General features: G+C 62.4%; 27 protein-coding genes and 1 tRNA gene. 10 read left to right on the plus strand and 18 right to left on the minus strand.

The genetic code is table 11. From position 1 onward, the window contains the following. The 11 genes from BLT60_RS07285 to BLT60_RS07330 all read right to left on the minus strand — a co-directional run. On the minus strand, positions 1–423 hold a 423-nt coding region (locus tag BLT60_RS07285; protein WP_139167774.1), incomplete at its 3' end, for a hypothetical protein. Then, positions 423–563, minus strand: a complete 141-nt coding sequence (locus tag BLT60_RS24310) for a hypothetical protein (RefSeq protein ID WP_175478329.1) — start codon at positions 561–563, stop codon at positions 423–425. The genes BLT60_RS07285 and BLT60_RS24310, both read right to left, overlap by 1 nt. After that, the gene (locus tag BLT60_RS07290; RefSeq protein ID WP_090875781.1) at positions 560–1,894 is read right to left on the minus strand and encodes a site-specific DNA-methyltransferase; all 1,335 of its coding nucleotides are present in this window, start codon (positions 1,892–1,894) and stop codon (positions 560–562) included. The genes BLT60_RS24310 and BLT60_RS07290 overlap by 4 nt, the downstream gene beginning before the upstream one ends. Before the next feature lie 8 nt (positions 1,895–1,902). Continuing rightward, positions 1,903–2,172, minus strand: a complete 270-nt coding sequence (locus BLT60_RS07295; protein ID WP_210185564.1) for a DUF7220 family protein — start codon at positions 2,170–2,172, stop codon at positions 1,903–1,905. Positions 2,173–2,249: 77 nt separating this feature from the next. Next, positions 2,250–2,738, minus strand: coding sequence for a DUF6362 family protein (locus BLT60_RS07300; protein ID WP_090875782.1), 489 nt, complete (start codon positions 2,736–2,738; stop codon positions 2,250–2,252). Then, positions 2,731–3,045, minus strand: a complete 315-nt coding sequence (locus BLT60_RS07305; RefSeq protein ID WP_090875783.1) for a hypothetical protein — start codon at positions 3,043–3,045, stop codon at positions 2,731–2,733. Before BLT60_RS07305 ends, BLT60_RS07300 begins: the two co-directional genes overlap by 8 nt. Then, positions 3,042–5,042, minus strand: coding sequence for a hypothetical protein (locus BLT60_RS07310; RefSeq protein ID WP_139167775.1), 2,001 nt, complete (start codon positions 5,040–5,042; stop codon positions 3,042–3,044). Before BLT60_RS07310 ends, BLT60_RS07305 begins: the two co-directional genes overlap by 4 nt. 59 nt (positions 5,043–5,101) lie before the next feature. Further along, positions 5,102–5,992, minus strand: coding sequence for a DUF7146 domain-containing protein (locus BLT60_RS07315; protein WP_090875785.1), 891 nt, complete (start codon positions 5,990–5,992; stop codon positions 5,102–5,104). Further along, positions 5,989–6,966 carry a hypothetical protein gene (locus BLT60_RS07320; RefSeq protein WP_090875786.1) on the minus strand — a complete coding sequence of 326 codons (978 nt, stop codon included), beginning with the start codon at positions 6,964–6,966 and terminating at the stop codon, positions 5,989–5,991. The genes BLT60_RS07315 and BLT60_RS07320 overlap by 4 nt, the downstream gene beginning before the upstream one ends. 194 nt (positions 6,967–7,160) lie before the next feature. After that, a complete protein-coding gene (locus tag BLT60_RS07325; RefSeq protein ID WP_090875787.1) occupies positions 7,161–7,901 on the minus strand; it encodes a hypothetical protein in 741 nt (246 codons plus the stop codon). A 235-nt stretch (positions 7,902–8,136) separates the two neighbouring features. Beyond that, positions 8,137–9,393 (minus strand): hypothetical protein, encoded by a 1,257-nt coding sequence (locus BLT60_RS07330; RefSeq protein WP_090875788.1) that lies wholly within the window; start codon positions 9,391–9,393, stop codon positions 8,137–8,139. A 151-nt stretch (positions 9,394–9,544) separates the two neighbouring features. Here BLT60_RS07330 and BLT60_RS24315 point away from each other — a divergent pair, with 151 nt between their 5' ends. The 7 genes from BLT60_RS24315 to BLT60_RS07360 all read left to right on the plus strand — a co-directional run bounded on the left by BLT60_RS24315 (position 9,545) and on the right by BLT60_RS07360 (position 15,312). Beyond that, positions 9,545–9,760: a hypothetical protein gene (locus BLT60_RS24315; RefSeq protein ID WP_175478330.1), complete on the plus strand. Its 216-nt coding sequence runs from the start codon at positions 9,545–9,547 to the stop codon at positions 9,758–9,760. Then, positions 9,750–10,232 carry a DUF2924 domain-containing protein gene (locus tag BLT60_RS07335; protein WP_175478331.1) on the plus strand — a complete coding sequence of 161 codons (483 nt, stop codon included), beginning with the start codon at positions 9,750–9,752 and terminating at the stop codon, positions 10,230–10,232. Before BLT60_RS24315 ends, BLT60_RS07335 begins: the two co-directional genes overlap by 11 nt. A 56-nt stretch (positions 10,233–10,288) precedes the next feature. After that, a complete protein-coding gene (locus BLT60_RS07340) occupies positions 10,289–11,611 on the plus strand; it encodes a recombinase family protein (RefSeq protein WP_244521180.1) in 1,323 nt (440 codons plus the stop codon). After that, positions 11,611–12,084, plus strand: a complete 474-nt coding sequence (locus tag BLT60_RS24735; RefSeq protein ID WP_244521181.1) for a hypothetical protein — start codon at positions 11,611–11,613, stop codon at positions 12,082–12,084. The genes BLT60_RS07340 and BLT60_RS24735 overlap by 1 nt, the downstream gene beginning before the upstream one ends. A 412-nt stretch (positions 12,085–12,496) precedes the next feature. Further along, complete coding sequence (locus BLT60_RS07350; protein WP_175478333.1) at positions 12,497–14,077, plus strand: helix-turn-helix transcriptional regulator; 1,581 nt, start codon at positions 12,497–12,499, stop codon at positions 14,075–14,077. A 103-nt stretch (positions 14,078–14,180) separates the two neighbouring features. Further along, positions 14,181–14,840 carry a hypothetical protein gene (locus BLT60_RS07355; protein WP_090875792.1) on the plus strand — a complete coding sequence of 220 codons (660 nt, stop codon included), beginning with the start codon at positions 14,181–14,183 and terminating at the stop codon, positions 14,838–14,840. 22 nt (positions 14,841–14,862) lie between these two features. Next, positions 14,863–15,312, plus strand: coding sequence for a nuclear transport factor 2 family protein (locus BLT60_RS07360; RefSeq protein WP_090875793.1), 450 nt, complete (start codon positions 14,863–14,865; stop codon positions 15,310–15,312). 171 nt (positions 15,313–15,483) lie between these two features. Here the strand turns inward: BLT60_RS07360 and BLT60_RS07365 are convergent, their stop codons facing one another. From BLT60_RS07365 to BLT60_RS07380, 4 genes are all read right to left on the minus strand, one after another. Continuing rightward, positions 15,484–15,789 (minus strand): Dabb family protein, encoded by a 306-nt coding sequence (locus BLT60_RS07365; protein WP_090875794.1) that lies wholly within the window; start codon positions 15,787–15,789, stop codon positions 15,484–15,486. Positions 15,790–15,902: 113 nt separating this feature from the next. Beyond that, positions 15,903–16,292, minus strand: coding sequence for a hypothetical protein (locus BLT60_RS07370; RefSeq protein ID WP_090875795.1), 390 nt, complete (start codon positions 16,290–16,292; stop codon positions 15,903–15,905). A gap of 178 nt (positions 16,293–16,470) precedes the next feature. Next, on the minus strand, positions 16,471–16,920 hold the full coding sequence (locus BLT60_RS23995; RefSeq protein WP_139167776.1) for a hypothetical protein: 450 nt from the start codon (positions 16,918–16,920) through the stop codon (positions 16,471–16,473). Between the two features lie 46 nt (positions 16,921–16,966). Then, positions 16,967–17,188 carry a DUF1127 domain-containing protein gene (locus BLT60_RS07380; RefSeq protein ID WP_090875797.1) on the minus strand — a complete coding sequence of 74 codons (222 nt, stop codon included), beginning with the start codon at positions 17,186–17,188 and terminating at the stop codon, positions 16,967–16,969. Between the two features lie 186 nt (positions 17,189–17,374). On the opposite strand from BLT60_RS07380, the gene BLT60_RS07385 reads away from it, so the two are divergent. Next, positions 17,375–18,424 (plus strand): LacI family DNA-binding transcriptional regulator, encoded by a 1,050-nt coding sequence (locus tag BLT60_RS07385; protein WP_090875798.1) that lies wholly within the window; start codon positions 17,375–17,377, stop codon positions 18,422–18,424. Between the two features lie 134 nt (positions 18,425–18,558). Here BLT60_RS07385 and BLT60_RS07390 read toward each other — a convergent pair whose 3' ends face one another. Beyond that, a complete protein-coding gene (locus BLT60_RS07390; protein ID WP_090875799.1) occupies positions 18,559–19,377 on the minus strand; it encodes a DUF1194 domain-containing protein in 819 nt (272 codons plus the stop codon). Positions 19,378–19,546: 169 nt separating this feature from the next. On the opposite strand from BLT60_RS07390, the gene BLT60_RS07395 reads away from it, so the two are divergent. Then, positions 19,547–20,659, plus strand: a complete 1,113-nt coding sequence (locus BLT60_RS07395) for a helix-turn-helix transcriptional regulator (protein WP_090875800.1) — start codon at positions 19,547–19,549, stop codon at positions 20,657–20,659. A 952-nt stretch (positions 20,660–21,611) separates the two neighbouring features. Here the strand turns inward: BLT60_RS07395 and BLT60_RS07405 are convergent. Then, complete coding sequence (locus BLT60_RS07405; protein WP_139167777.1) at positions 21,612–22,208, minus strand: hypothetical protein; 597 nt, start codon at positions 22,206–22,208, stop codon at positions 21,612–21,614. A 329-nt stretch (positions 22,209–22,537) separates the two neighbouring features. Here BLT60_RS07405 and BLT60_RS07410 point away from each other — a divergent pair, with 329 nt between their 5' ends. Continuing rightward, positions 22,538–22,873: a hypothetical protein gene (locus BLT60_RS07410; protein WP_139167778.1), complete on the plus strand. Its 336-nt coding sequence runs from the start codon at positions 22,538–22,540 to the stop codon at positions 22,871–22,873. A gap of 773 nt (positions 22,874–23,646) precedes the next feature. Here BLT60_RS07410 and BLT60_RS07415 read toward each other — a convergent pair. Beyond that, positions 23,647–23,736: transfer RNA gene (locus tag BLT60_RS07415), tRNA-Ser, on the minus strand. Between the last annotated feature and the right edge of the window lie 181 nt (positions 23,737–23,917).

The following is a 23,917-nucleotide window of genomic DNA, read 5'->3' on the forward strand; positions in this document are numbered from 1 at the left end:
GGTCCCCCCACCAGCCGCCGGGAGGGGATAGTCGGTGTCTTCGGCCATGCCGGGCGACGACGGCCACTCGTGGAGAAGGCCGGGAGGACGGAGGCGGCTTCTGTCGTCGTCCGACATCGGCAGGTAAGGCTCGATCGACAAGCCGCCCCGGTCACGTTCGACGGTCCGCAGCCCGGCGGCCTTCTCGATGTCGAGGATCATCCGTGGCCTGCCGGTGACGAAGTCGATGGTTCTGAACGTGCCCTTGAGGCAGCGGGACTGAAGGACCCGGGCGGCGTCGTACTCCGGATCACTGGACCGGCGGACGACCACCTCGCCGTCGAGGATCACGTCGTAGCGGTAGCCGACCCGCCTGACCCATGTCGACTTGAGCTGGACGTCGATGGCATTCCGATCGAGACGAGGACGCTGATGTTTGCGCATCACGGGCCTCCGCCGGCGACGAGCAACAGGAGGGGTTGCCACAAGGGTTCGGTAACGACCGCCAGGACGAAGACGAAGGCCGTCACCGTTGCCGCTTCAGGGAAGATCAGGGATGCCAGCCGGGAGAGGAGCATGGTCATGTCCGCACCTCGTCGAGGGCGTGATCACTGGCTTGAGGGTCGCCCCTTGCCGAAGCCGCCTCCGAGAAGGTCTGCCCGTCACCGTCCAGTGTCGCTTCTTCCCCGGTGAAGTCCTGCCAGCGCCTGATCGCGACATCGACGTAAGCCGGGTCCAGTTCGATGGCGTGGCACGAGCCGCCGGTCATCTCGGCGGCAATGATCGTGGTGCCCGATCCGCAGAAGGGTTCGTAGACCGCCTGTCCGGGCGACGAGTTGTTCTCGATCGGCCGCTTCATGCATTCGACCGGCTTCTCAGTGCCATGGCCGGTGTCGTTCTTGCGGTGCGGGATCGACCACACCGTGCTCTGGCTCCGGTCTCCTGCCCAGTGGCCGGTCTTGCCCTTGCGGACACAGTAGTAGGCCGGTTCATGGGACCAGTGATAATCGCCGCGACCGATCACCAGCCGGGTCTTGTCCCAGATGATCTGGGAGCGGATGGCGAAGCCGGAAGCCTCGAGGCTGTGCGCCACCGTCCCGGCATGAAGGCCGCCATGCCAGACATAGGCGACGTCGCCGGGGAACAGGGCCCAGGCCTCCCGCCAGTCGGCCCGGTCATCGTTGAGGACCTTGCCCTTCGCAATGGCCGAACCCTCGGTCAGTCCTGCGCCTTCCCGCCATGCCGGGTCGTAGCTCACGCCATAGGGCGGATCGGTGACCATCAGGTGGGGCAACACCTCGCCGAGGACGAGGGCCACGTCATCCGGATTGGTCGCATCCCCACAGACCAGCCGATGCCGGCCAAGGACCCAGACGTCACCCGGCCGGGCAACCGGAACCACCGGCGGCTCCGGGATCGCGTCCGGATCGGTCAGTCCTTCCTTGCCGAGGTTCAGGAGACCCGCAAGCTCATCGCCGCCAAAGCCGGTCAGCGACAGGTCGAAGCCGACCGCGTCGAGGTCCGCCAACTCCAACGCCAGCAGGTCCTTGTCCCATCCGGCGTTCAGGGCGAGCTTGTTGTCGGCGATGACGTAGGCCTGCTTCTCGGTATCGCTCATCCCGGCCAGTTCGATCACCGGCACCTCGGTCATCCCGAGTTTGCGGGCCGCCAGCAGCCGTCCATGCCCGGCAATCACCCCGTCCTCGCCATCCACCAAGACCGGGTTCGTCCAGCCGAACGCCCGGATCGACGCCGCGATCTCCGCCACCTGCGCATCCGAATGCGTCCGCGCATTCTTCGCATACGGGACCAGGCGATCGAGGGGACGATATTCCACTGCCAGACGGGTGGTCGATGGATCGACCGAACGTGCCGATCTGTTCTCGTCCGAAGTCGCGAGATCAACTGTATCCATTGTGACCCTCAGCCTCCGTTCTGCCGCTGCAACGAACCGACACCAGAACGACCCGTCGCGCGAAGCCTCTCGAAGATCCGCCGCAGCAGGTAGCTCCGGCCAACTGACACGACCGTGAAGGCCGCCCCGATCAGGAGGCTGTCGCCGAACGCGACCACCAGTCCGAAGAGTGGGAAGATGAGCAGCTGCGTCAGCACGGCGATTCCATATCCTGCAAGAACGTTGGCGAGCGCCTCGACCAGCGACATCGCCGGGGAGTGCGTACCCGCGACGGCCATCGGCCTCTCCTGTTCGAAGCAAGGTGCGTTGTTGCGTTCGGCATGGTCTCGCTCGACGCAACAGCGACCGGTTCGTCTTACCAGACCTTGTCCTGACCTGCGGCCCGTGTCCCACCCGGAGATGTCTCACACTGCCGGCTGGGCCATGACCGGCGCAGCATCGAGCGCAGCGACGGACGAGCCGCGGATGGGTGACCGTTCAGCCGCCATGCGATCAGCCCAAGCGCGTAGCGCCACCATCGATCCGCCGTCGGCCGACTGATGCCGAAGCGCCAGCAGATCGCCTTCCAGCTGGCGCCCTCGATCCGGGACACCACCAGTGCCGCCTCCTCCGGTTCAAGCCAATCAAGCCACGACAGCGCTTCGGTCGGATCGCTCGGTATGTCAGTACCCAGACTGTCGGCTCCGGCTGTCCCTATGCCCCCTATGAGCCCTATGCTTCTGTCGTCCCGGCGCGGCGAGATGTGCACAGGATCGGAGAGCGTCCCGGTCTGCGACTTACCGGCCTGCAGCAGCACCGCATCCCGAAGGCGGGCCTCGACCACCCGCGGCGTCCACTCATCCATCGCCGAGATGTCCTGTGGACCGACGCTCGCCGACTTCCTCCAGAGCGGCGGTTTCCGCTGCTGATCGCGCTAGTCCGCCGTCGTACTCCATGATCGCCGCCCGCTCGTCGAACGCGGCTTGCCAGTCATCCTCGGACCATTCCTCGCTCCGATGGAGGAAGGCTACGATGTCGGCCTTGTGCTTACTGAGAAGAGCCAGGAGGTCCGAGGCCGGCGGGGATGATGCCGTCAGCACGAGGCCGTCGCCGTCGACTGTCACCGCTACGCCGGCTCTTGCTGCCTCGCGGAAGATCTCGGCCGCGGTCATAGCCGCATGCTCCAGCCCTCGAACGGTTCGTCATCGGTTTCGTCGCGCGTCCCCGATGGCATAGGGGGCATAGGGGGCATAGGCCCTTCGGGGCACGCGGCATCGGCCGGATTGGCGCAATCCTGCGATTGTCCGACAGTGGCGGGAGCAGCTTCCACCGACCCTATGCCGCCCCTATGCCCCCCATGATCATCGCGCACCGCGTCGGCATAGGGGGGTATGGCTCCCACGCCGCCCACATCGGAACTGCAGGGAGACCAAGGGTTTTCGTCTGGGGCACTCCACTCCTGGGCCCTATGCCCCCTATGACCCCTATGCCTTTCGGGACTGCCGGCATTTTCGGAGTTGGACATGATGCCCGCGTCGTTCGCGCCACCTCGATCGTCCTTCTCGCCGGTTGCGGACGAATAGAGGTGATGGAGAGCCTTGGGACCACCAGGCTGGGGATCATCCTGATTCCGCCCGTTGTCGTGACCTGGGGCCTTCTCCATCGCGAAGGTGGCGGAGCCCCACTTGCCGGCGGCGGCCGCCCGGGTCAGGACGAGCCCCGCCAGCCGCGTGCCGACCAGCTTGCCGAGTTGCGCCGCTACGAACTGGCGACCGCGACCGTGTGGATCGATGAGCTGGCGGACGCTGTCGTCGAGATCGCGGAGCGCGATTGGCCGGTCCTGGTGCCTCTCCCACCATGTGGTGAACAGCTCAGCCGTATTCAGGCGCCGCCCGTCCTGCGCCTTTGCTTCGGCAATGCGGGCCACCGGGTCCATGCAGTCGAGGGCAAGCAGCGGATCGCGAACCCACTGGCACCAGGTCTCGAAGCTGCCAAGCGGGCGCCCCGATGGCAGGTCTTGGCCAAGCCGACCCCAGCGCCAGATCGTGAGGGCCGCAGCAAGCAGCCTTGTCCGGTCGCGCGTTACCTCCAGTCGGATATCGTTCGAGAACCGCCGAGCCTCGGGATCTTCGGTCTTGGGGTCCAGCTCGATGGTGATGAACCGTCGCGCCAGGTCTTCCGATACGGTCAGGCCATTGCCGGTGAGGACGATCAATGCGGACGGATTGAGCGGGACCATCTGCGATCGCCCGAGGACGCGAACCCGGGCGGGGCGCTCCGTGATCGCGCTCGCCAGCAGGTCGGACCGGAAGGCCGTGTTGTTGAGATTGTCCAGGAAGAGGACCGGGCTTCCCTCGATCAGTTCGGCGGTGATCCGCTTCTCCAACTCCTCGGCCTTGATCCCACCAGTGACCGCATGGGGTTCGCGTCCGAAGGCGATCATCGCGATACAGCGGGCAAGCAACCCCTTCCCGGCGCCGGCACCGGAGAGCGGCGCCGCCCGAAACAGGATGCCGGGGGCATGGTGGAGGCTGGGTCTGCAGACCGCGGTCAGAAGTGCGACGAGGAACGCCGACTCATCCTTGCCGGGCGGACGGCCGATATCGACGACCGCGATTCCGTCTTCTGTGACCAGGCAGGCATCGGCGAAGCAGAAGGTCCGGAAGGTATGCCGGATCAGACGAAGCGATGTCTCTGCGTCGCTTCGCGAGGGGTGCTCTGCAACAAGATGCCTCAAATCAGGCACCCGCTCGCGCCACATGCCCGAGGCGGGATCGTAGCCTTCAGCCGAGAGGATGGTGCCGTCTTCCTGGAGCAGTGGCGCAGAGGCAATGCCATTCAATGGGGGAAGCCGCCATTCGCCACGCCAGTCGAGATACATGACAGCGAAGGCGCGGGGCAGGCGAACGTCGACTTCAACGATGCTCCCGTCCTTCTTCTCCTTCAGGGCATAGGGTCGACAAACCCTGTGAACGAGGAGAACCAGAACATCCGGCGTGAGGATCTGCGCCACGACGCCGTGCTGAATCTGGTCGCGAGCCAGGCGGACCGGCACACCGCGATCGAACAGACCACCGGCGCCAACAAGGATGTCGCGGAGTGCGGCCACGGTCCGGTCCGGCGCTGCACTCTCAACGAACAGCCGCGGCTTGCCGCTGTCATCCGGCACCGCCTCGGCATTCTCGACGAGATCGCAGATCTGGGTTTCGCCATTCTGATGATCGGAAGTCATGGCCGCTCCTCCAAACCGTCCGATCCGCCGACACCGAGAACATCGTTGAAGTCCATGCCGGCAGGCGCCCGGGCAATCCCGATATCGCGACCTTCGCGGCTCCAGCGCCTGGCTGCGTCTCGTGCTGCGGTCTCGCCCGGCGGATCGCCGTCGGCAAGGATGGCGACCTCGCGGATATCATCGGGAAGGACCAGTCCGCGGAGGCCCGAGGTCGACAGCGCCGCCCAGGCCGGACGACCGGTCGCCTGCATGGCGGCAAGGCAGGTCTCGATACCCTCGCCGACCATAAGCCGGTCAGTGCCGGTGCCGAGGCGGACCGCGCCGCCGCGACAGGGGCCGAGCATCATCTTCTGCGGCATGACCGGAGCCTTGCCCGATCCGTCCGGCGCGAGGAACGTCCTGTGGATGCCGACGGGCGTGTCATCGGCGCCGCGTGTGACCAAGGCGACCATGGCCGGCCATCTGTCACCGGCGGGATGCTTCAGCGACGGGTGGAACCGAAGTGTCGGTGGCGTTTCGATCCGGAGGCCACGGGACGCAAGGTATGTCTCGACCAGCGTGCCCCCAGCCGGCCGGGCGGATGTCCAGATCGTCATGGCGAGTTCGCCCCGCTTTCTAGAATCCGCGTCATTCGAACGCTGGACCGGTGTCGTCCGCGACCTCTGGAGCAACGGCCGATCGGTCGCTTCCCAGAGCCCCTTTTGCCGAAGCGCGGAGATAACCGCCTCCTGCGAACAGCCGGCGTGGCATCGGACCAGAACCCTGCCGTCGTCGCCGTCGCAGATCGCCAGGCTGGGCGATGTATCGTCATGAGCCGGGCAGCACGCCATCCACGTCCGCCCGGTGCGGCGTCCGCCAAGGGCCCGGGAAATGGCTGCGGCGTTCATGACGCAAACTCCCGCGCCTTGCGGGGTCTCGCGAACAGCGCAGGCCGAGAACGGGCGACGATCAGGTAGCTGTAGTCGCCGTCGCCGTGACGACGCTGCATGAGATAGGCGCGGCACGCTCCGACAGCCGACATCGCCGCCTTCGCGACACGGTCCAGCTCCCGTGCGTCCTCCTTCGGCAGGCGGCTGCCCAACGCCAGACGATCAATGGCGAGTACACCACGGTGATATTCGAGGGTCTCGCCTCTATCAGCGCTGGCCAGCCAGACCGTCAGATCCAATTCTGTGACGAGCAGTTGCGGGTGGGGTCGTGGCAGATGGCTTGGCATTGGCATCGGCTCCGGTTCGGCGCCAATTGCCATGGGTAACGTGGCGCCCTGTTCGCCACATACCGGCGGTAGCGCCAAACCGTCGGAAGAGGTCGGGGCGTAGATCCGGAGACCGGAGGCGGCGGCGGCGGCGCGAACCGCTCGTACGCGTTCACTGGCGGTCGAGCGGTGGATGCCCAGGTCCCGTGCTCCCGCACTGATGCTGCCTGCAAGAAGCACCCTGCAGCCATCAACAAGAGGTGCCGTAAGCCCTTCTACGAACCGACAGACATCGATATGGGCGGCCACGCTCTCGTCGATCGGAGGCGCCTCGTTCGGAAGCAGTTCCAGGAGCGTGGTCACGCTGCCGTCCTCGCCGACCGCCGGCGCATCAAGCGACAGCAGCAGCCGTTCTTCACGCAGGCGTTCTGTCGGAGTTGTCAGGGTGGTCGCACGATGGGCGATCACCCTATCGGCGAAGGTCGCGAACGAAGCCCGATCTCGATCGAACCATTGCGATCGTCGGACGAGGTCAGCAGCAAGGTCTTGCTCGTAGTCCTCGACAGTCATTCCCGGCACGGCCTCTTGCCGGGCCAGCTTGCGGGCGTTGAATCGGATGTTGTGAAAGACGCGGCCATCGAGGCCGCTTGTATTTGTCGTCTCCATGATGAGTTTCGCCAGTCATCTGCGTGGCGGGCACGAGCCCGATCACGAAGGACCGACGAAAACTCGTTCTGAGAGACGCAAAAACGCTGACGCAGTGGTGCTGGAGCGCCGAAACACCCCGAAAACTGCCACCGACAGTGCAAGAAAAAACGCGGGTGCGAGACAACGGATCAGATCGAGTTTTCGCTTTGGTCTTATTCCGCGTCCATTATCCGTGCAGGGATGACACTCCGAATTATGAATTCGGTGATGTAAGCGTGGGCTCGCTTGTCATGCCTTATTGGGTCGTCCCTCAAGCCGAAATGCAGGCGAAGGCTCTTCGACAGTTCCTGCTTGTGTTTCACCAACTTGGCGTGTTCGCGCGTTCGCTTGGGCGTGATGGTGCCACTCAAAGTGCCGAACGTTTTCAGGAGGGCCCATTGGTGTGTCGGGCGACTGGTTCTTCCGTCCTTCATTCCAAGGTGCTCAGGCTCGAGGCGGCGGGTCTGCCCGCGAAATCGGACGTTCACGACCTCTTCGGCGGTAAACTCGAACAGGAGCTCTCCCCAAATGGCATCCGCTGGCAGGCGCCAGACTGCCCCATCTGTCGGAGCGAACCTCGCGCTTGCATCTGCTCGCGCCAGTGCGAGAAGGTTCAGTCCTTTCTCGGAGGCTGCAAGACTGCCCTGATCATCGACGACGAGCGCGTCGACAAGGGCGACTTGTGACCAGCGCTCTGTCTGAAGAGCGTGAAGCGGACTTAACGGCGTGAAAGCAATTCCGCCAATTTCTCCCAAACCGAGTTCGGGAAGGGACGGCAAGTCTCTGCGATCGGGCGCAGTAACAAGCAGCACGACATTCAGCTGCAGGCCAGCGTCGATGGGGAGACTGCCCACAGCAAGGAGGTTCGCCGACGGATCATCCGGGTCGGTGGGCGCCGAGATCCCGAATATCATCCGGAGCGTCCGAATAAGGGAGTTCAAGTCGAACTGAAGTATCTCCAGATCTTGCTGGGTCAGTCTGATCGTTTCACAGCGAGGCTGGGTCTCTCCGCAGACGGCGACGCTGCTCCCATCGGAACGATGAACGACTCTCCGCGGACATTCATCCCCACCAGGCTGAGGACATGAGACACGCGTTGCAAGCCTGCCAGTACGTCGAAACAGAGTCCGAGCAACGGACCACTCGTCGCTAAGAAGTTGTTTCCACTCCAGTCGGTCGGTGGTCAGATTCTGGACTTCCTCCAGGGCTTGGCAGAGGTGTTTCAATGGTCGGGGCGTTTTCCGCTTCCTCCTCTGGCAAAGGCATCAACCCACGCTGCTTCAGCCACGTTTCGATGATCTCGGTATCGTCGTCGTCCCGTTCGTATTTGGTGACGTTAGCCGGGTTGATTGCGACCTTGCGCTTGCGAGTCGCGCGCCCTTCACCAAGGGTCACTTCAAAGGTGGCGCTGACGAGCCTGCCGACTCGCAGGCGCTTGGCCCAATCCGTGCCGAATGTCTTGAAGAGATCGGTCGAGTGATCCGTGGCACGATGCTTGGTCTCACCACCAAAATTTCGCTTTACCTCGACGAGGGTAACCTCCTTGATCCCCGGCACGTCGTCGCAAGCCAGGATCTCCGGGCCGAGCTCCTTCAAAGGCTCTAGGGTGAGTTCAAAGCGCTGGCTGAAATATGCAGAGCTGCCAAAGAGAAATTCTCCGAGAGTTCGCCGGTAGAGATTGCTCTCGCCCTTGGTCATCGCGGTTCTCAGCCCGAGGACATCGTTCGAGGCATCGTAGACCAGTGCGTCGTGCACTTCCGGACGGAAGTAGGCGATCCCGCTTTTGCCTCGCTGGATCGTGCCTTGCCGCCACATAGTGGCCCCGTGACGGATGAGCAGGATGTGCTTGTCGGTACGGTGCGGGTAGACGAGGACACTCGAACCATCCCCGCGACGATGCTCGACAAACCAAGCGTCTAGGCGACCCCCGATGGCGCGGCGAAGATCATCGTCGAATTCTGGGAAGTCTCTCCTTCTGCCCTCGGCCCCGGAAAAGAACTCGAAGGCGCGGGTGCGTCCGACACTGCATTCGGCCTCTAGCTCGCGCATGCATTCTGGATCGGCAAGCCACATGGCGACGGCAACGTCTGCCGCAGTGGGGGTCTGATCCAGGTCGAGTTTGATCTCGCGCTCGCGCCCAGCGGCAAGGATGGACTCCATGGCGTTCGGCTCCGCCATCTCGTGGATGAAGTACAGAGCCTCAACCATGTCCGGTGGTACGTCCTCGTCTGGCACCATCAGGATTTCGACGAGTCGCTCGTAGTCGATACCGCCTTCGTTCGCGAGATCGAGGCCGCGTCGGTGTAAATATTCTCCGTAGGGGGAGAAGAACTGGATGAGACGCGCAGGAGCAATCGCCTTCAGCGCATCGGGGTGATTGAACCTGCGTAGTGTGAACGTGGCCATCGGTGGTTCTCTCTTCTGAGCATGAACGTCACCTTCCGACTCCTACAACTATGACGAGTCGCATTAGCGACACAACCCACATCGCTCCGCTGTCCACCGACAGTTTTCCGACGCCGCCGGTATGTGGCTCTCAAGCAATGGAGAACTCACCGTGCAGCGGAGTCCCAACGACGATTTCCTAAAGGACCGTTCGAGCGCGGCCGAGCGCATCGCCGAGATCGGCGAGTTGCTGGCGCTCGGGCTCGTTCGTCTCCACGCGCGGAAGTCCAGTTCTTTATTTTCCGATGGCGGAGAAGGTTTGGTGGACTGTCTCGCTACACGGAGCGGTCATGCGGGAACCGAACTGGAGACCGCCGATGACCATTGAGATCAACTACGCCAGCCACCCGGAGACGCCTTCGGTGCTCGCCCGCCTCGCCGCGTTGAAGACGATGCCCACACCGGAACTGAAGAGCCAGTGGCGGGATCTCTTCGAGACGGAGCCGCCGCCCTACAACAGGCGCTTCCTCGAAAGCCGGCTCGCCTATCGCATCCAGGAACTCGTCTACGGCGGGCTGAAGCCAGAGACCGTGAAGCGGTTAGAGGCCCTCGGCGAAGAACTCTACGGCAACAACGGCAGGCCGACACGGATGCGGGCCGATACCCACCGGCCCATCGCCGGAACCCGGCTGATCCGGGAATGGAACGGCGTAGACCACGTCGTCACTGTCCGGGCCGAGGACTTCGAGTATCAGGGACGGCCCTTCAAGAGCCTCTCAGCTGTTGCCCGCGCTATCACCGGGACGCGGTGGAACGGCTGGGTGTTTTTCGGGCTCAGGAACCAGCGGGGGCGGCCGTGAACGCTCCGGTTCGCAAACGGCAAAGTCCCCGACAAGGTGCGTCGACCGCCTCCGTCGTGGCCAAACGCAGATGCGCCGTCTACACCCGCAAGTCCTCCGAGGAAGGTCTCGACATGGCCTTCAACAGCCTCGACGCTCAGCGCGAGGCTTGCGAAGCCTACATCGCCAGCCAGAAGGCCGAAGGCTGGGTCCCGGTCCCCGACTGGTACGACGATGGCGGCGTCTCCGGCGGGACACTGGATCGTCCTGCCCTTCAACGCCTCCTCGCCGATATCGAGGCCGGCAAGGTCGACATCGTCGTTTGCTACAAGATCGACCGCCTCTCCCGGTCGCTTATGGACTTCTCCAGGTTGGTCGAGGTCTTCGACCGGAACGAAGTCACATTCGTCTCGGTCACCCAGTCCTTCAACACCACGAACTCGATGGGGCGGCTTACTCTCAACATCCTGCTCTCCTTCGCCCAGTTCGAGCGGGAGGTGATTGGCGAGCGGATCAGGGACAAGTTCGCCGCTTCCCGCAAGAAGGGGATATGGATGGGTGGCTGGGCGCCCTATGGCTACGACATCAAGGACCGCAGGCTCATCGTCAACGAGAACGAAGCAAGCCAGGTCCGACAGATGTTCGAACAAATGGCGAAGGGCGGCTCTGTCACCAAGATCGTTCGCGAACTCACAGCGAACGGCATCGTCAACAAGTATGGAAAGCGCTTCGACAAGGGGAAGATCTACAAGCTGCTCAACAACCGGGTCTACATCGGAGACGCCGTTCACAAGGGCACGGCCCATCCAGGGGAGCACGACGCTATCATCCCGCAGGTGCTCTGGGACAAGGTCCATGCCGCCATGGCCGAGAACGCCCGCACCCGGGCAAACCGAACCCGTGCCCAAACGCCTGCCGTCCTCAAGGGTCTCATCTTCGACGCCGCGGGTCGGGCAATGTCGCCGACCCACACCCGCAAGCGACAGCGGCTTTACCGGTACTATGTCAGCCAGTCGTTGATCCGGGGCAGACGGACCGAAGGGAGCGACGATACCCCCGAGAACGCTGCGCCTGTCATTGGCCGGGTTCCGGCGGGCGATGTCGAGGCGGCGGTCGTTGACCAGCTCCGCATCCTGCTCAGACAACCGGAGATCGTCGTCGCCACCTGGCGCGAGGCGCAGATCGAAGCCGCCGATCTCACCGAAGCGCGAGTCCGGGAAGTCCTGCACGAGTTCGATGCCCTATGGGACGAGCTCTTCCCTACTGAGCAAGTTCGCATCGTCCGGCTTCTCGTTGACCGAGTCGACGTTCGTCGCGACGGCGTCGACATCACGCTCCGCAAGAGCGGGCTGGTCAGGCTGATTGGTGAGCTTGGACTCAGCCAGCAAGAGGCCGCGTGATGACCGGTCGGGTCGGTACCGCCGGGCGGCGGCTGCAGCGGGGGCGCGCGACAAGCGAAATCGCGCACGGCATCGGTGCCAACGAAGCAAACCTCACCGTTCATGTGCCGATAAGCTTCCAACAGCGAGGAGGACGCAAGACGCTGGTCGGTCCCGATGGCGCGACAGCCATCCCGGCGAGGACCCCACACCCCGGCGAGCACTCGGCCATCATCAGGGCTCTCGCTCGCGCCTTCCGGTGGCGGATGCTCATTGAAACCGGAGTCTACGCCACCGTTCGCGACGTTGCGAAAATGGAGAAGATCAATCCGTCCTACGTAAGCCGTGTCCTGAGGCTGACGCTGCTGGCGCCAGAGATCATCGAGGCGATTGCCGATCCATCCGCCTGCTCAGGAGCGAGCCCCGCGTTGGATCGCCTTATGGAGCCGTTCCCAGCCGAGTGGCATCGGCAAGATTGCATCATGGCTCGATAGGGCGCGAAGATCTGCTTTGATTCCAGGAGCAATCACCAACCGTCAATCGCGAGCCGACAGCCGCGCGCCCAGTTCGGACGTAAGCGCGAGGTCGGCTCTCGGCCCATTACTGCCATTCGACAAACGTTAAGTGATGCATTGCGTTATCCGGAAAGCAGTCGTTCGACAGCACATCTTTCAGCCGGTGTGACGGATGACGGTTTTGGACCTTTGACTGATCTGGAGCAACTGACGGTTGGTGTCCAAAGGGGTCATCCCGCTTTGACGCCCTCCGACAATTCAGCGGTTGTGATCCTGCATGTCGCATCGAGGGCTTTCCTGATAGAAATGCGGTATGGGTCCAAGGTCTGAGATTACGACTCCCGCCCTAACCTTGGCACTCGCTGGCGAGTGGGAAACGGCTTTCGCCAAAATGTCCTCCGCAGACCAGTCCGACGCGATGGTCAATGGCGACGATCTCCGCGAGTTCGCGACTACTGCGTACATGACAGGGCGCGAGGACACGTACCTGGACCTGATGGGCCGCGCATTCGACGCCGACACTGAGGCGGGCGTGCGGCTCAAAGCTGCGCGAACCGCGTTCTGGATCGGGCTAACCTTGATGTTCAGGGGCGAGCATGGGCGCGGCGGTGGATGGCTGGCGCGCGCTGGGCACCTGGTGGAGGAATCGGAGAAAGACTGCGCTGAGGCCGGGTACCTGCTGCTTCCAAGGGTCGAGATGAGCTTTGGTGCCGGTGACAACGACGCGGCGGTCGACTTTGCCGCGCAGGCACTCGCAATCGGCGAGCGTCACGGCGACGAGGATCTTTCCGCGTTGGCACGGCACCTTGTCGGGCGCGCTCAACTGGCGCTCGGCGATATGCACAAAGGTTTGTCTTCATTGGACGAGACGATGGTGGCGACAACCGAAGGACGGCTGTCGCCGATCGTAACTGGACTGATCTATTGCAGCGTGATCGAAGCCTGCCAGCGCTATCAGATCGTGCGGCGCGCCAGCGAGTGGACCGAGGCGCTGTCTTCGTGGTGCGCAAGGCAGCCAGAACTGGTGGCATTCACCGGACGCTGTCTGATCCACCGGTCCGAAATACTGCTGTTCGACGGCCGTTGGCCTGAAGCCGAGGTTGAAGCCAGTGCAGCAATCAGGCGATTGGCCGAGGGTTCAGCCGCGCATCACGCGGGGCCCGCTCACTATCAGCAGGGTGAGTTGCACCGGCTGCGTGGCGAGTACCACGCGGCCGACGAGAGCTATCGCGCGGCCAGCGCGTTGGGCTTTGATCCGCAACCGGGGTTGGCGTTGATGCGCTTGCGAGAGGGCGCTGGTCGCTCTTCGGCCGCTGCGATCAAGCGCGCCCTTGCGGCCGCCGACGCGCCGACCAAACGGATGCGCCTTCTCGGGGCGGCGTTCGAAATTGCCCACGGGTTGCAGCAGTTGGACGAGGCCAGAGCCTTCCACGACGAGATGAAGACCTTGGCCAACACCTATCGCTCGGACGCCGTGACAGCTTTGCTGGCTGAGATGCAGGGCGATCTTGCCGCAACGGACAACGACCCCGAACAAGCAGTGAAGTGCTACGCCCAATCTGCGGGCCTGTGGCGTGATCTGGCGTGCCCTTATCGCCTGGCGCGGGTAAGGCTACGAAGCGCCAGCACCTGCGCGGCACTGGGCGATGTAGAGGGTGCCGTGGCCGAGGCGCGCGCTGCCAGAGAAGGCTTCGCGTCGTTGGGCGCTGAACCCGAGCAGCAGGATGCCGAGACGTTCATCCGGAAGCACACTCGAAGCCGCGGAGCAATCCTGACCCGCCGGCAGACCGAAGTCCTGGGGCTTGTCGCCCGCGGTCTGACTAACCGCGAGATCGCCAAGCGTCTGGGCCTGAGCGAGCGCACCGTCGACCACCACGTCAGCGATATCCTAACTCGCATCGACGCCCCGACCCGCGCAGCTGCAGCCGCCTATGCGGTCAGCTTCGGGCTGGTCGACAAACCGACTGGGTAATCATACCCACGATCTTTTTTCCCACGCTTAGGCAAGCTTGCCGAAGTTCCACGTTCCGTGCGGCGCTAACCTATCTTCGGCAACCAACCGAAGGAATGGCGACATGAACAGCACAACGAGAACGGCTCGGATGTGGCTCGGGACTGGTTCCGCCCTTTTGTCGGCCGCTCTGGTCTTTCATGGACCACCCGACACAGACCTCACTGTCCAATTGCACCATGTGGCCGACGGCAGCCAACGCTGGTCCATTGTGCATTGGACTGCCGCAGTATCGCTTTTCCTGATATCCGGCGGCGCTTTCCTCGCCCTGTTCGGGCAGGCAGCCGGGGAAAACCTCCCAGGACACCCGGGCGCTTGGATGGTCATGGCCTTGGGAGCATTGGCAACTTTTACAACCGCGGTGGCCGAGGCAGCAGTGGTGGCCGAAGCAGCGCACGCCGGGGAGCAGGCGACATTTGACATCTGGTGGGCCTTCTCAAGTGGCATGGCGAACGGCTTCTTCGCGCTGGCAATAGCGACCGGGTTCATTGCCCTGGCCGTCGTCCGCTCGAACCATCGCGAGATGCCGGTCTGGGCAGCCGCAGTTGGTACCGCGGCCGGGTTCCTGTCGGCGCTTGGCTGGACGCTGGGTGAGCACATGGGGGTCTCGATCGGCGGCCCCGTCTGGCTGATCTCCACGCTGGCGATGTGCCTGTGGCTGGTTTGGTTCGGACTGGCAGGCCTCCGAGTGGCCCACCGCAGCGCCGCCCAGACGACTCCCTGACACTTCAACTAGGAGAAAAACCATGACACTTCGAACCGCACAAATCGAAACCGCGATCCACGACATCCACGATTTCTTCACCGATTGGGTCGGCGGCCGCTGCCCCGGCGATGCAGAGACCTTTCAACGGAACGCGCTTGAGCGGATTTCAGACGACCTTGTAGCAATCTTCCCGGCCGGTCGCCGGTTCGGAAAGGAAGATTTCAAGGGGTACATGTCCTCGATCTATGGCTCGAACCCCGACTTCCGCATTAAGATCCGCGACATCCGCGTGAACCACGTGAACAGTTCGATGGCCGTCGTCAATTATCAGGAATGGCAGAAGGCGGCCAAGGACTCCGACGAGCCGAACAACGGGCGCATCACCACGATGGTATTGGGTGAGAAATCCTCCGGTGGCATCGAAATCCTTCAGGTCCACGAAACCTGGTTACCTCAAGAGGTCGTCGCCGCCGGAGACTTCCATTTCTAGCTTGCGTACGCTCCCGAATGCGACCGCCCCGCAGGAAAACAGGGCGGTCCGAATGTCTGTACACGCTAGTGCCGGCAGCTTCGATCAGTGGCACCCAGAAGCCGATCAAGGCGCCCGCCATTGGACCGCTAGGCTGGGAATGACCGCTCCGAACCGGTCTTTCAAATGCCGCTAGTCGGTCTCGGCGACGTCGTAAACCTGAACACGGCTGATCATTCCAAGGCATGCGTCCAAAAAAGCCTGATGTTCGTCGCTGACCTGGTACGCGTCGTGGTCGCTTAGATCGTCAAATCTGAGAACAATGGCGCAAGCATAGGTCGAGTCGACGACGTCGCGACTTGTCGCGGCCGGTTTGCCTATGCGCCGGTCGCGGACATGGGGCTCGCGAGTGAGCAGGTCGAGACCTTTCCAAAATGCCTCGCTGCCAGACTCGTCAACATCGTCCTTCAGCCAAAAGAAGACAGTATGAGTATGCATAATCGGGCCCCTGTTTCTCCTGTCGGTTCGTGACTTTCACCAACGCGAACACTCCTTTCGCCGGCGGTCGGCAAAAAAAGGCGCCGCCGACAAGCACAAATCCGCCGTTCGATCTACGGAGATATCTTCATCTCGACGCGGATGCCGTGGACAGTCTTTCCGGAAGCGTTGAAGACTCGCCCCAGCGGCTGAGGCGCCATGTTCACCACGAGGCAGCCTTGACCATCCCAACCCTGGATCGCCCGCATGACGTCCCGGTTTGGAGGCAGCTGGGTGCCATCCGGAGCAATGTCATGCACCGGGCCCTGCACCTGATCGAAGACGAATACCGAGGGCCAGCGATGATGGTGGACGGGCTCCTCGTCGTCGGGGTCGAGAGTGACCTCAAGGACTCGAATATTCTGATTCTCGTAGAGAACCTTGTGGTGTCCTGGCGCCGCGACCACAGCGTCCAACGCCGGATCCCAATCGGACGGGGTCAGGTCCGCGCGATCGTTTGTCATGGTGCTCGTCCTCCCAGTGTTGAGCTTGTATTATGGTTCTGTCGTTCAGTTCATGCGCGGCAGCGATCTCGTTCCTGATCCTGAGTTGGCTGCCAATGTCTTTCTGCCGTGTTGGGGAGCTGGTTCTCCACCCAGCGAATTGATCGATTTTCGGCGGAGCCGACGAAGTAGGCCGTCCCTAGGCCCTGCCTTCAAGCGGCGCGTCAACCAGCTTTTCCGGCATGACGAAGAAGACGTTGACCGGAGGTGTCACGGGGCGGATTGCGCCGCCGACCTCTACGCCGACAAGCGATCCTTCATACTTAAAAAGTGGGAAAGAACCGCCGATCTCCTCGATGACCACCGGATGTTCGACGACGTAGTGCAGCAAATCGACGAAGGTGCACACAATGGCGCTATTGTTGGTTCGTTCAACGGCTACTCTCGGCGACACTCGACGCATGTAGCCAAGTGTCTCGTTGACTTGCTTTTCGGTGTTGCAGAACAGCCCTTGCAGTCGGTGTGTGCTGTTTTCCGCCAACGCGGCACCACCGGGTACAAAGCCCAGAAATGCGATGAGCGTTGCGACAACGCGGAGGGAATGGCCGCCACCCTTTCTGGGCATCGAAATCTGGATATGCTTGCTCACGACGACCTCCGTCCCGTGATTGGCGTCTGCTTAGACGCGCTGGTTGTCAGCCGCGATAGAAATCCTCGGCGACGAAATCGATATCGTCTTCGCTGATTCCGAGTTCGGCGAGCTGCTGGGGTGAGTAGTCGAGCAACTTGTTGCGCACCGTGCGACGCCGCATCCGGACTGCCCAGCGAGTGGAAAGACGCTCCATAATTGATCCGGCTACCTCGGCGAGATTCCAGCCGTTGTTCAGTGTGTCAGCGGTGAAACTCTGGATCGACATGTCTTCCTCCTGATTAGCCTCAGGATCGATCTTTTAGTATCGATCCAAATAGCTTTATATCGACGTTTGGATCGATGCAAATTATGTACTTTCTAATTCTCCGGGATCAGCCCGTCAAGCGAAAAAAGGATCGATCCAAAAAATCATGGTGATAAAAGTAGAAAGACTAAGGAATGAAGGACAATCATGACGCGTCTGCTTGATGTCGCGAAGGCCGCCGGCGTTTCCCGGAGCACGGCCTCCAATGTTTTCAACAACCCGGAGATGGTCCGACCCAAGCTGCGCCAGCGCGTGGAAAAAGCGGCCCGCGAACTGGGCTATAACGGGCCCGATCCCAAGGGTCGGCTCTTGCGCGATGGCAAGTTCAACGCGATTGCCGTCATGCCGCCCAGCCAGTGGGGTGTGGTCGACTCGTTGCGGAACCCGGTGTTCGACCTGTTTCTTCTGGGTGTGGGCGAAGTGTGCGACGAGATCGGCGCGAACCTCGTGCTGGTACCGGACAAGGCCGGCAATCACGGCATCAAGACCGCCCTCGTGGACGGTTTCATCCTTGGTCGGGTCGAGCACCTGGCTGAGGTTGAGGCGGCCCAGCTACGCCGCCTGCCTTTTGCAGTCGTCGACTTCGATCCTGGACCGAATATCAGCTCGGTACGCACCGACGTGCGTGCTGGATGCCACACGGTGGCGAAGCATTTGATCGAACTGGGTCACCGTCGCTTCGGCATTGTTTCCTTCCTGCGCAGCCCAGGCCCGGCCCGGCTTCACCCCGCTGGGCAAAGCCGCGATCTGCATGCTGCTGGGAATCCCTCGGACCAGGAGAAGCTCCAGGGCTATACCGACGCCCTCGCTGAAGCCGGACTCGACATCGACGACGTTCCGATGATTCAGGCCGACCCATGGGACCTCGATGCGGCGCGTATGCTGCTTGATGAAGCACCAGAGGCGACTGCCATCCTTTCGATGTCAGTCATGCAGGGAATAGCTGTGATCGAGGAGGCTCGCCGTCGTGGACGATCGGTGCCAGGTGACCTTTCTGTCGTCGGCTACAACGACATTCCGGACGCAGAGCGCTCCGACCCGCCACTCACCACAGTGGATGGGATGGTAGCCCAAAAAGGGCGCGTCGCAGCGCAGATCGTGTTCGGCGGCGGGCCGCCACGGCACGAAATCCTGCAACCCCAACTGATCATGCGGGCCTCGACCGGACCGGCACCAAGATCGCTTGAGGTAGATTGAAAGCCCGTTGATGGCGGCCCAAAGCCGCCGTTGGACCGTTGGGCTAGGAATGACGGTTCCTTACCCGAACCGGACGTCACGGGGGCGGTCCCAAGGATGATGAATGAGTGATCAGCCGTTTGCGGCGCATGACCTTAACGGCCGGGAGCCTGCCCGACTGCGAAACAGTCGACAACAGGATGTGATCGCGGGCGATAGGACGCGGTCATCAATCGCGCCGGCAGGCCGGCGATTTCACGCACAAGCTTCCTACGGATGGCGACCTCAAACCAGGCAATGTCGTGCACGCCGATCACGAATGCGTCTGGTCCGCCGATGACGCAATCCTCATAATAGGTCTCAAGGTAGCCTTCGCCGAATGACTCGGCCACATCGGCCTCGCTCCGACGCGGAAGAGTGATCGCCAGCCCGTTAATTGTGACGCCATTGTTGACTAGCCAGTCGCGTACAGGCGCAACCGGCGGACCAACGTTGTTGGGCCCGTCGCCGGACACATCGACGACCCATCGATCGCTCTTCAAACTGCTTGTGGCGAAGAGATTTCCGGAGGCCGCAAGAGCGCTCGAAATGGACGTGCCTGCCTCGGCGGCGAGCGGCGTGGCGGCCAGCGCGCCGGCAAACCTCGCAGCATCGCCTGGCTCGTCGATGACCGTCCACGGAATGAGCACATGTTGATAGTTGGGGCCAGCCCATTCGAGATAGGTGACGGCAATCCTTCCTCGCGCGCCAGATTCAATCGACCATAGAATGTCTGGATGGAGAAAGGCGCTAACGTAGCCGTCGCGCTGCGTAAGCCGCTCGTATTCGCTCATAGAGGACGATACGTCGACGGCTAGGATCAGGGCGAGATCAACATCGGCTGTACCGGCTCCATTTACGCCGCTCGCAGCGCAAAGACCCATCGTGGCGGCAACCTGCACAACAAGACCGATTCTGGAACCGCAAGCGCCCATTGAATACACCCGGAGGAATACGATCGAGAGTCATTGAAATGCAGCGGTCCGGTGGGTCACGCATCACCCGAACGGGTGAAGCATTGCTCGCCCGAAGCGGCCGCTTCCGGTCACCTGTCTTTCCCGCGTTCCGAATGCCCGCTATAGATTCTGCTCCGGAGCTGGCTCCATGCATCTGTCTGAGCAAACCCAGCGCGCCATCGAATCTTGCTACGACGCAATCCTCGCGCCGGGCCGGCTGCCGGTTGCCCTGCAGATTCTCGGAGAGTCTCTCGGCGCCGAAAGCTGCACTTTTGCGACGTGGGACGCCGTCGGCGACCCGCACAGGATGCCGCGATCGGATGGGCACGAGGACTTCGCACAGCTATGGATCCAAAACGAACCACACGCCCAAGACCCGCACATTGTCAGGGGATCGGCCGTCAACGCCGGCGGCGCCTTTGTCCTAGAGGAGCATGTCTCAACGGAGGAAGAACGCCGGACGCTGCCCTACTATCAGGAGACCGCGCGCGCAGGAAATCGAGACTGGTGGGCGGTCGCTCGATTCTCCGTCGAAGGCTGTTCGTGGTGCCTGCCACTCTATCGCGCCGCAAGGCGAGGTCCCTTTACGATCGAAGAGGCGCGCTATTTCTCCGCGATCGGTCCGCATCTGGCGAGGTTCGTGGGGATCGCCGAGAAGATCTCTGGCTTCGGCGTTGCGTCGGAACTGGCGGCGCTGGAACAAGTCCGGTGCGCCGCTCTAGTGATCGACGCGGTTGGCATCGTGCGACACCTGAATCCGGCCGCGGAGCGTCTGTTCGGGGAGGATTTTTACCTGTCCAGGGGCCGCCCGGTAGCGGGCGGCCGCGTCAGCAATCGGCGCCTGCAACAACTGATCGCGTTGTCGCAGACTGCGATGCGCGGCGGTCTTCCCCAACACCCGCCGGTCGTTGTCGATCGAGAAGGAGCGCCGTGGCTTCTGGTCGAAGCAATGCCGGTAACGGCCTTCGGCAGCGATTTCTTCAGCGGCGGACGGACGATCCTGCTCCTGACAGACCTCACGTCGCCGCAGCGACCCGACGCGATGCTCCTCAGCGTAGCTTTCGGTCTGACTGCCGCTGAGGCCAAGCTCGCAGCACAACTTGCTGCGGGAACTGGCATCGATACTGCGGCCGCTTCGCTCGGTGTCGGCCGCGAGACGGCCCGCACTCAGCTAAAGGCCATATTCGCAAAAACAAATACGCGGCGGCAAGCCGAACTGGCGGCGCTTGTCGTGCGGCTGCGCCGACCAGCGCGATCGTGATCAATGCCCGTTGGACGGCGACAATCAAGATGACCGGCTGAGCAGAGGCCGGCAAGATTGCCGAGGGCTTCGCCGGTGGCTCTTCCGAACTCGATCAGCTTGAATTGCTGTAGCGCGGGAGCACTAGCCGCTGCTGACGCAGCCACGCAGTATCGGGTCCCGACGTCAAGTCCGCTCATGGCGACGCGTTGCCGCCGTTTGTTCAGAATGCAGCGAATGACCGCCTCCGCCCGAAGCTACAAAATCATCTTTGGTGCTATCGGCCCAAAGCTGCGTTAGACATCTCGGCTGGGAATGACGGCTCCTGACGACCCGAACCGGACGTCACGTGGCAGTCGGGCGATCAGCGACGAATTTGTCCAGGCAGTTCTTTTTTCGTCCCGGCGTGCCGTCGTAGCTGCCGCTCATTACTGCGGCGCAAGGACACCGTTCGTCGTCGGCGCCCTGAGGCCTTCCAACGGCCGCCTCAGGCCAACCACGGTGCAGGAATGATCCACAACTTGGCCATTCCCATCGTATGCGCAACACAGGATCTTGCCGGTCGACGAGCAGTATACGGCATGGGTGGTGGGCCTATTGTGGATGATATCGGACTCCATCTGGTCGATGCAGGATGACGCAGATGGAGACTGAATCTGGGCCGCAGTGCAGCCGTTCGAGACGATTTTGGGTTTGGCGATCGCGGCTTCTGCCAGGATCGAGCATATCATGAGAAGGCCAGCGGCGATCAACAGGCGCATGTCGGCACCCCTTCGCGACCTAAAGGCAGCGGTCGTGTCGACCGCGCCCACGTTAGCCGTGAGCGAGTTAATCCCGACGAATAGGGATTGGCAACAGAATTCCTCGGCCCACATCTCGCAGCGGGCGGCCTGATAGAAAAAGCGGCCCGAAGACCGCCTTTCCAATTATCGCCGCCGAGGCGTTGAGTGCCGATCACGCATCATCGACCAGCTCATAGAACGCAGACCCAGGACAGCGGGTTATTCCAGTCGAGCGCCTTCGCTTGCTTGACGGCGTTGCCATACTGCATGACGCAGGCGGTCTTGACCGAGATCGGGCGGCGGTCCCCGGCGCTACGCTCACATGTCCAGTCGCCGGCTGTTTTGCCGATCAGCACCGACTTGAAGCTGCTGCCGAAGGTCTTGACGCAGTAGTTGTTAAGGTTGACGCCCTTGTAGACGGGCGGAGGCGGCAACGAAACCGTCTGGAAACAGCGCCAGGAGGTGGCGTCGCTCCAGTTGAGCGCGCGGGCCTTCAGCCCGGGTTTGCCATATTGCATGGTGCAGGCGTCTTTGACCGAGATCGGGCGACGGTCCCCGGCGCTGCGCTCGCATGTCCAGTCGCCCGCGGTTGTGCCGATCAGAGCCGACTTGAAGCCGTCACCGAATGTCTTTTGGCAGTAGGCATTGAGGTTGACACCGCCGATGTTGACTTCGCTGGTATTACCGGCGCTCTGGGCGCCTCCTGCCGTCAGGGTAGAGGCGGCGAGTGCAAGGGCGATTACTGTGGTGCGGCCAATCCTGGTCGCGGCGCGGGTCAGGTAGGCCATGATGTCCTCCGTCTGGTGACCGCCGACCGCCATCCGGTCAACGTTGGCGCAAGATGCCGACGATGCCATGAACGCCTTCTGAACTGGCCGTTCATCCTGATCGGCGGGGGACTCTACCATTTTTGGTTCCCGTGTTGCGGGTGTGTCACCCCGACGCTTATTCAGCGACTCGGGCGGAGTTACACGCGGCAGCCCCTCCGCAAGTGCGCCGACTAAGGTCCTCGAAGTCAGTCTGTCAGCAAGATGAACGGCGACTTCAGCAGCAATTCACTCCGCTCCGATCATGGTGCTCGCATCGGAAATCAACGACCCAGCAACGGAGGGACACCATGTACGGAACATCTGCGAGCCGAATCGTGATGCAAGCATGCGTCGTCATAACGCTCGGTGCGTTTTCTGCCGAAGCCGCTCCAAACAACGGCGCGGGACCGACGCAGGCCCAGATCGATTGCCACAATCGAGCGACCAACGACTATGTCGATCAAACCAAGGAATGCAAGCGAGTCCTTGGCGACCTCCCCGAGGACCTTCGCCAGTGCAACCAGGATGCCTTCGACGACATGAACCGGCGCCAAGCAGCTTGCAAGGCCAAGACCAAGATTGGCGGGCTCACGACCTTCGATCGGACCATACTCGGAGGGACCGAGGTCATGTCCCGACGGTGAAGATGCCCGCTTTGCGTTGCAATCTTCCGGTGAGGACCACCCTGCGCGTCCGGGAAGCTTGCGACGATGGGTAGGGGCTAGTCGTGCGCCCTGCGGGCAAATCGAGCGCTTTGATATGGCTTAGACAAGCCGGCGGGCGCTGATCCAAGACTGCTGAGCTGAGGAATGTTACGAAAGACCGAGGCACGCCCAGTCTTGAGCCGCTTAGCAATCTCCGACGCCCCGACGCCCTAGTCGCGAAGACGCTTAATCGCCGCGATGTCGACGGAAGGCTTGCGGCCCTATAGACGCCAACAGCCTTCGCCTTGACGATGCCTCTAGGTGTCGCTCGCGCCGCCGGTTCGTCTCGAATTCCGCGAAAACACCGAGCCCTCTTTCGGGCGGTAATGAGCGCGCCCGGCGCGTTGCTGCCGTTTGTTCAGACTGCAGCAAAGGACCGCTTTCCGCCCAATTCGGTCAATTGCTGACCACCTGCGGGCGGCCGTTATGCCGACTCTCCGAGATGTCGGCTGTGACCGAACAACAGACAGTCGACTGGCCGAGAGAAACAGCAAATTCGGGCAGACGGCTCGACGCCAAACAATTGTAATTGTTCGGATTCTGACTTGCGTACCAAACAGCCGCAGTCATGAGCTTTGGAGAAGACAAGGCCAAACGGAGAACAAAAGCCCAAGAGCCGTGGGTCGTAGTCAACGGCCAGTCAACAAAAGAGCGCAGAACCGCGCCTTTGACATCGGGAGCAGGTGGCTCGGAGAAAGTTTGCCGAGTCGCGCTGGCGGAGGGAGGGGGATTCGAACCCCCGAGACGGTTTCCCGCCTACACACTTTCCAGGCGTGCGCCTTCAACCACTCGGCCACCCCTCCTGACCGGCGCGGGGCCGGTGCGGCGCGGACTATAGCCACAGAGCCGTCCGGTGCAAGCGCTGACGCGCCGCGATCGCCTCCCCCGACCGAAAGGCAGAGCAGTGATTGGCGGCACGTGTTCGCTTGAGCGAGCGGTGGGCCCGTGCGAGGGAGAGAGCTTCGGTTGTGAATGTCGCTGAAG

It is taken from the genome of Bauldia litoralis, from assembly GCF_900104485.1.
In the GTDB taxonomy this organism is placed as follows: Bacteria; Pseudomonadota; Alphaproteobacteria; order Rhizobiales; family Kaistiaceae; genus Bauldia; species Bauldia litoralis.

What these genes read in the sequence shown, in the direction of transcription:
- BLT60_RS07410 (WP_139167778.1), top strand. Translation starts at nt 22,538, where the DNA reads ATGTACGGAACATCTGCGAGCCGAATCGTGATGCAAGCATGCGTCGTC.
- BLT60_RS24735 (WP_244521181.1), top strand. Translation starts at nt 11,611, where the DNA reads ATGACCGGTCGGGTCGGTACCGCCGGGCGGCGGCTGCAGCGGGGGCGC.
- BLT60_RS07365 (WP_090875794.1), bottom strand. Translation starts at nt 15,789, where the DNA reads ATGCATACTCATACTGTCTTCTTTTGGCTGAAGGACGATGTTGACGAG.
- BLT60_RS07360 (WP_090875793.1), top strand. Translation starts at nt 14,863, where the DNA reads ATGACACTTCGAACCGCACAAATCGAAACCGCGATCCACGACATCCAC.
- BLT60_RS07405 (WP_139167777.1), bottom strand. Translation starts at nt 22,208, where the DNA reads ATGGCCTACCTGACCCGCGCCGCGACCAGGATTGGCCGCACCACAGTA.
- BLT60_RS07370 (WP_090875795.1), bottom strand. Translation starts at nt 16,292, where the DNA reads ATGACAAACGATCGCGCGGACCTGACCCCGTCCGATTGGGATCCGGCG.
- BLT60_RS07335 (WP_175478331.1), top strand. Translation starts at nt 9,750, where the DNA reads ATGACCATTGAGATCAACTACGCCAGCCACCCGGAGACGCCTTCGGTG.
- BLT60_RS07315 (WP_090875785.1), bottom strand. Translation starts at nt 5,992, where the DNA reads ATGAACGCCGCAGCCATTTCCCGGGCCCTTGGCGGACGCCGCACCGGG.
- BLT60_RS07325 (WP_090875787.1), bottom strand. Translation starts at nt 7,901, where the DNA reads ATGATATTCGGGATCTCGGCGCCCACCGACCCGGATGATCCGTCGGCG.
- BLT60_RS07330 (WP_090875788.1), bottom strand. Translation starts at nt 9,393, where the DNA reads ATGGCCACGTTCACACTACGCAGGTTCAATCACCCCGATGCGCTGAAG.
- BLT60_RS07305 (WP_090875783.1), bottom strand. Translation starts at nt 3,045, where the DNA reads ATGACCGCGGCCGAGATCTTCCGCGAGGCAGCAAGAGCCGGCGTAGCG.
- BLT60_RS07385 (WP_090875798.1), top strand. Translation starts at nt 17,375, where the DNA reads ATGACGCGTCTGCTTGATGTCGCGAAGGCCGCCGGCGTTTCCCGGAGC.
- BLT60_RS07320 (WP_090875786.1), bottom strand. Translation starts at nt 6,966, where the DNA reads ATGGAGACGACAAATACAAGCGGCCTCGATGGCCGCGTCTTTCACAAC.
- BLT60_RS07355 (WP_090875792.1), top strand. Translation starts at nt 14,181, where the DNA reads ATGAACAGCACAACGAGAACGGCTCGGATGTGGCTCGGGACTGGTTCC.
- BLT60_RS07350 (WP_175478333.1), top strand. Translation starts at nt 12,497, where the DNA reads ATGTCCTCCGCAGACCAGTCCGACGCGATGGTCAATGGCGACGATCTC.
- BLT60_RS07395 (WP_090875800.1), top strand. Translation starts at nt 19,547, where the DNA reads ATGCATCTGTCTGAGCAAACCCAGCGCGCCATCGAATCTTGCTACGAC.
- BLT60_RS07380 (WP_090875797.1), bottom strand. Translation starts at nt 17,188, where the DNA reads ATGTCGATCCAGAGTTTCACCGCTGACACACTGAACAACGGCTGGAAT.
- BLT60_RS07295 (WP_210185564.1), bottom strand. Translation starts at nt 2,172, where the DNA reads ATGGCCGTCGCGGGTACGCACTCCCCGGCGATGTCGCTGGTCGAGGCG.
- BLT60_RS07390 (WP_090875799.1), bottom strand. Translation starts at nt 19,377, where the DNA reads ATGGGCGCTTGCGGTTCCAGAATCGGTCTTGTTGTGCAGGTTGCCGCC.
- BLT60_RS07300 (WP_090875782.1), bottom strand. Translation starts at nt 2,738, where the DNA reads ATGGATGAGTGGACGCCGCGGGTGGTCGAGGCCCGCCTTCGGGATGCG.
- BLT60_RS24310 (WP_175478329.1), bottom strand. Translation starts at nt 563, where the DNA reads ATGACCATGCTCCTCTCCCGGCTGGCATCCCTGATCTTCCCTGAAGCG.
- BLT60_RS07290 (WP_090875781.1), bottom strand. Translation starts at nt 1,894, where the DNA reads ATGGATACAGTTGATCTCGCGACTTCGGACGAGAACAGATCGGCACGT.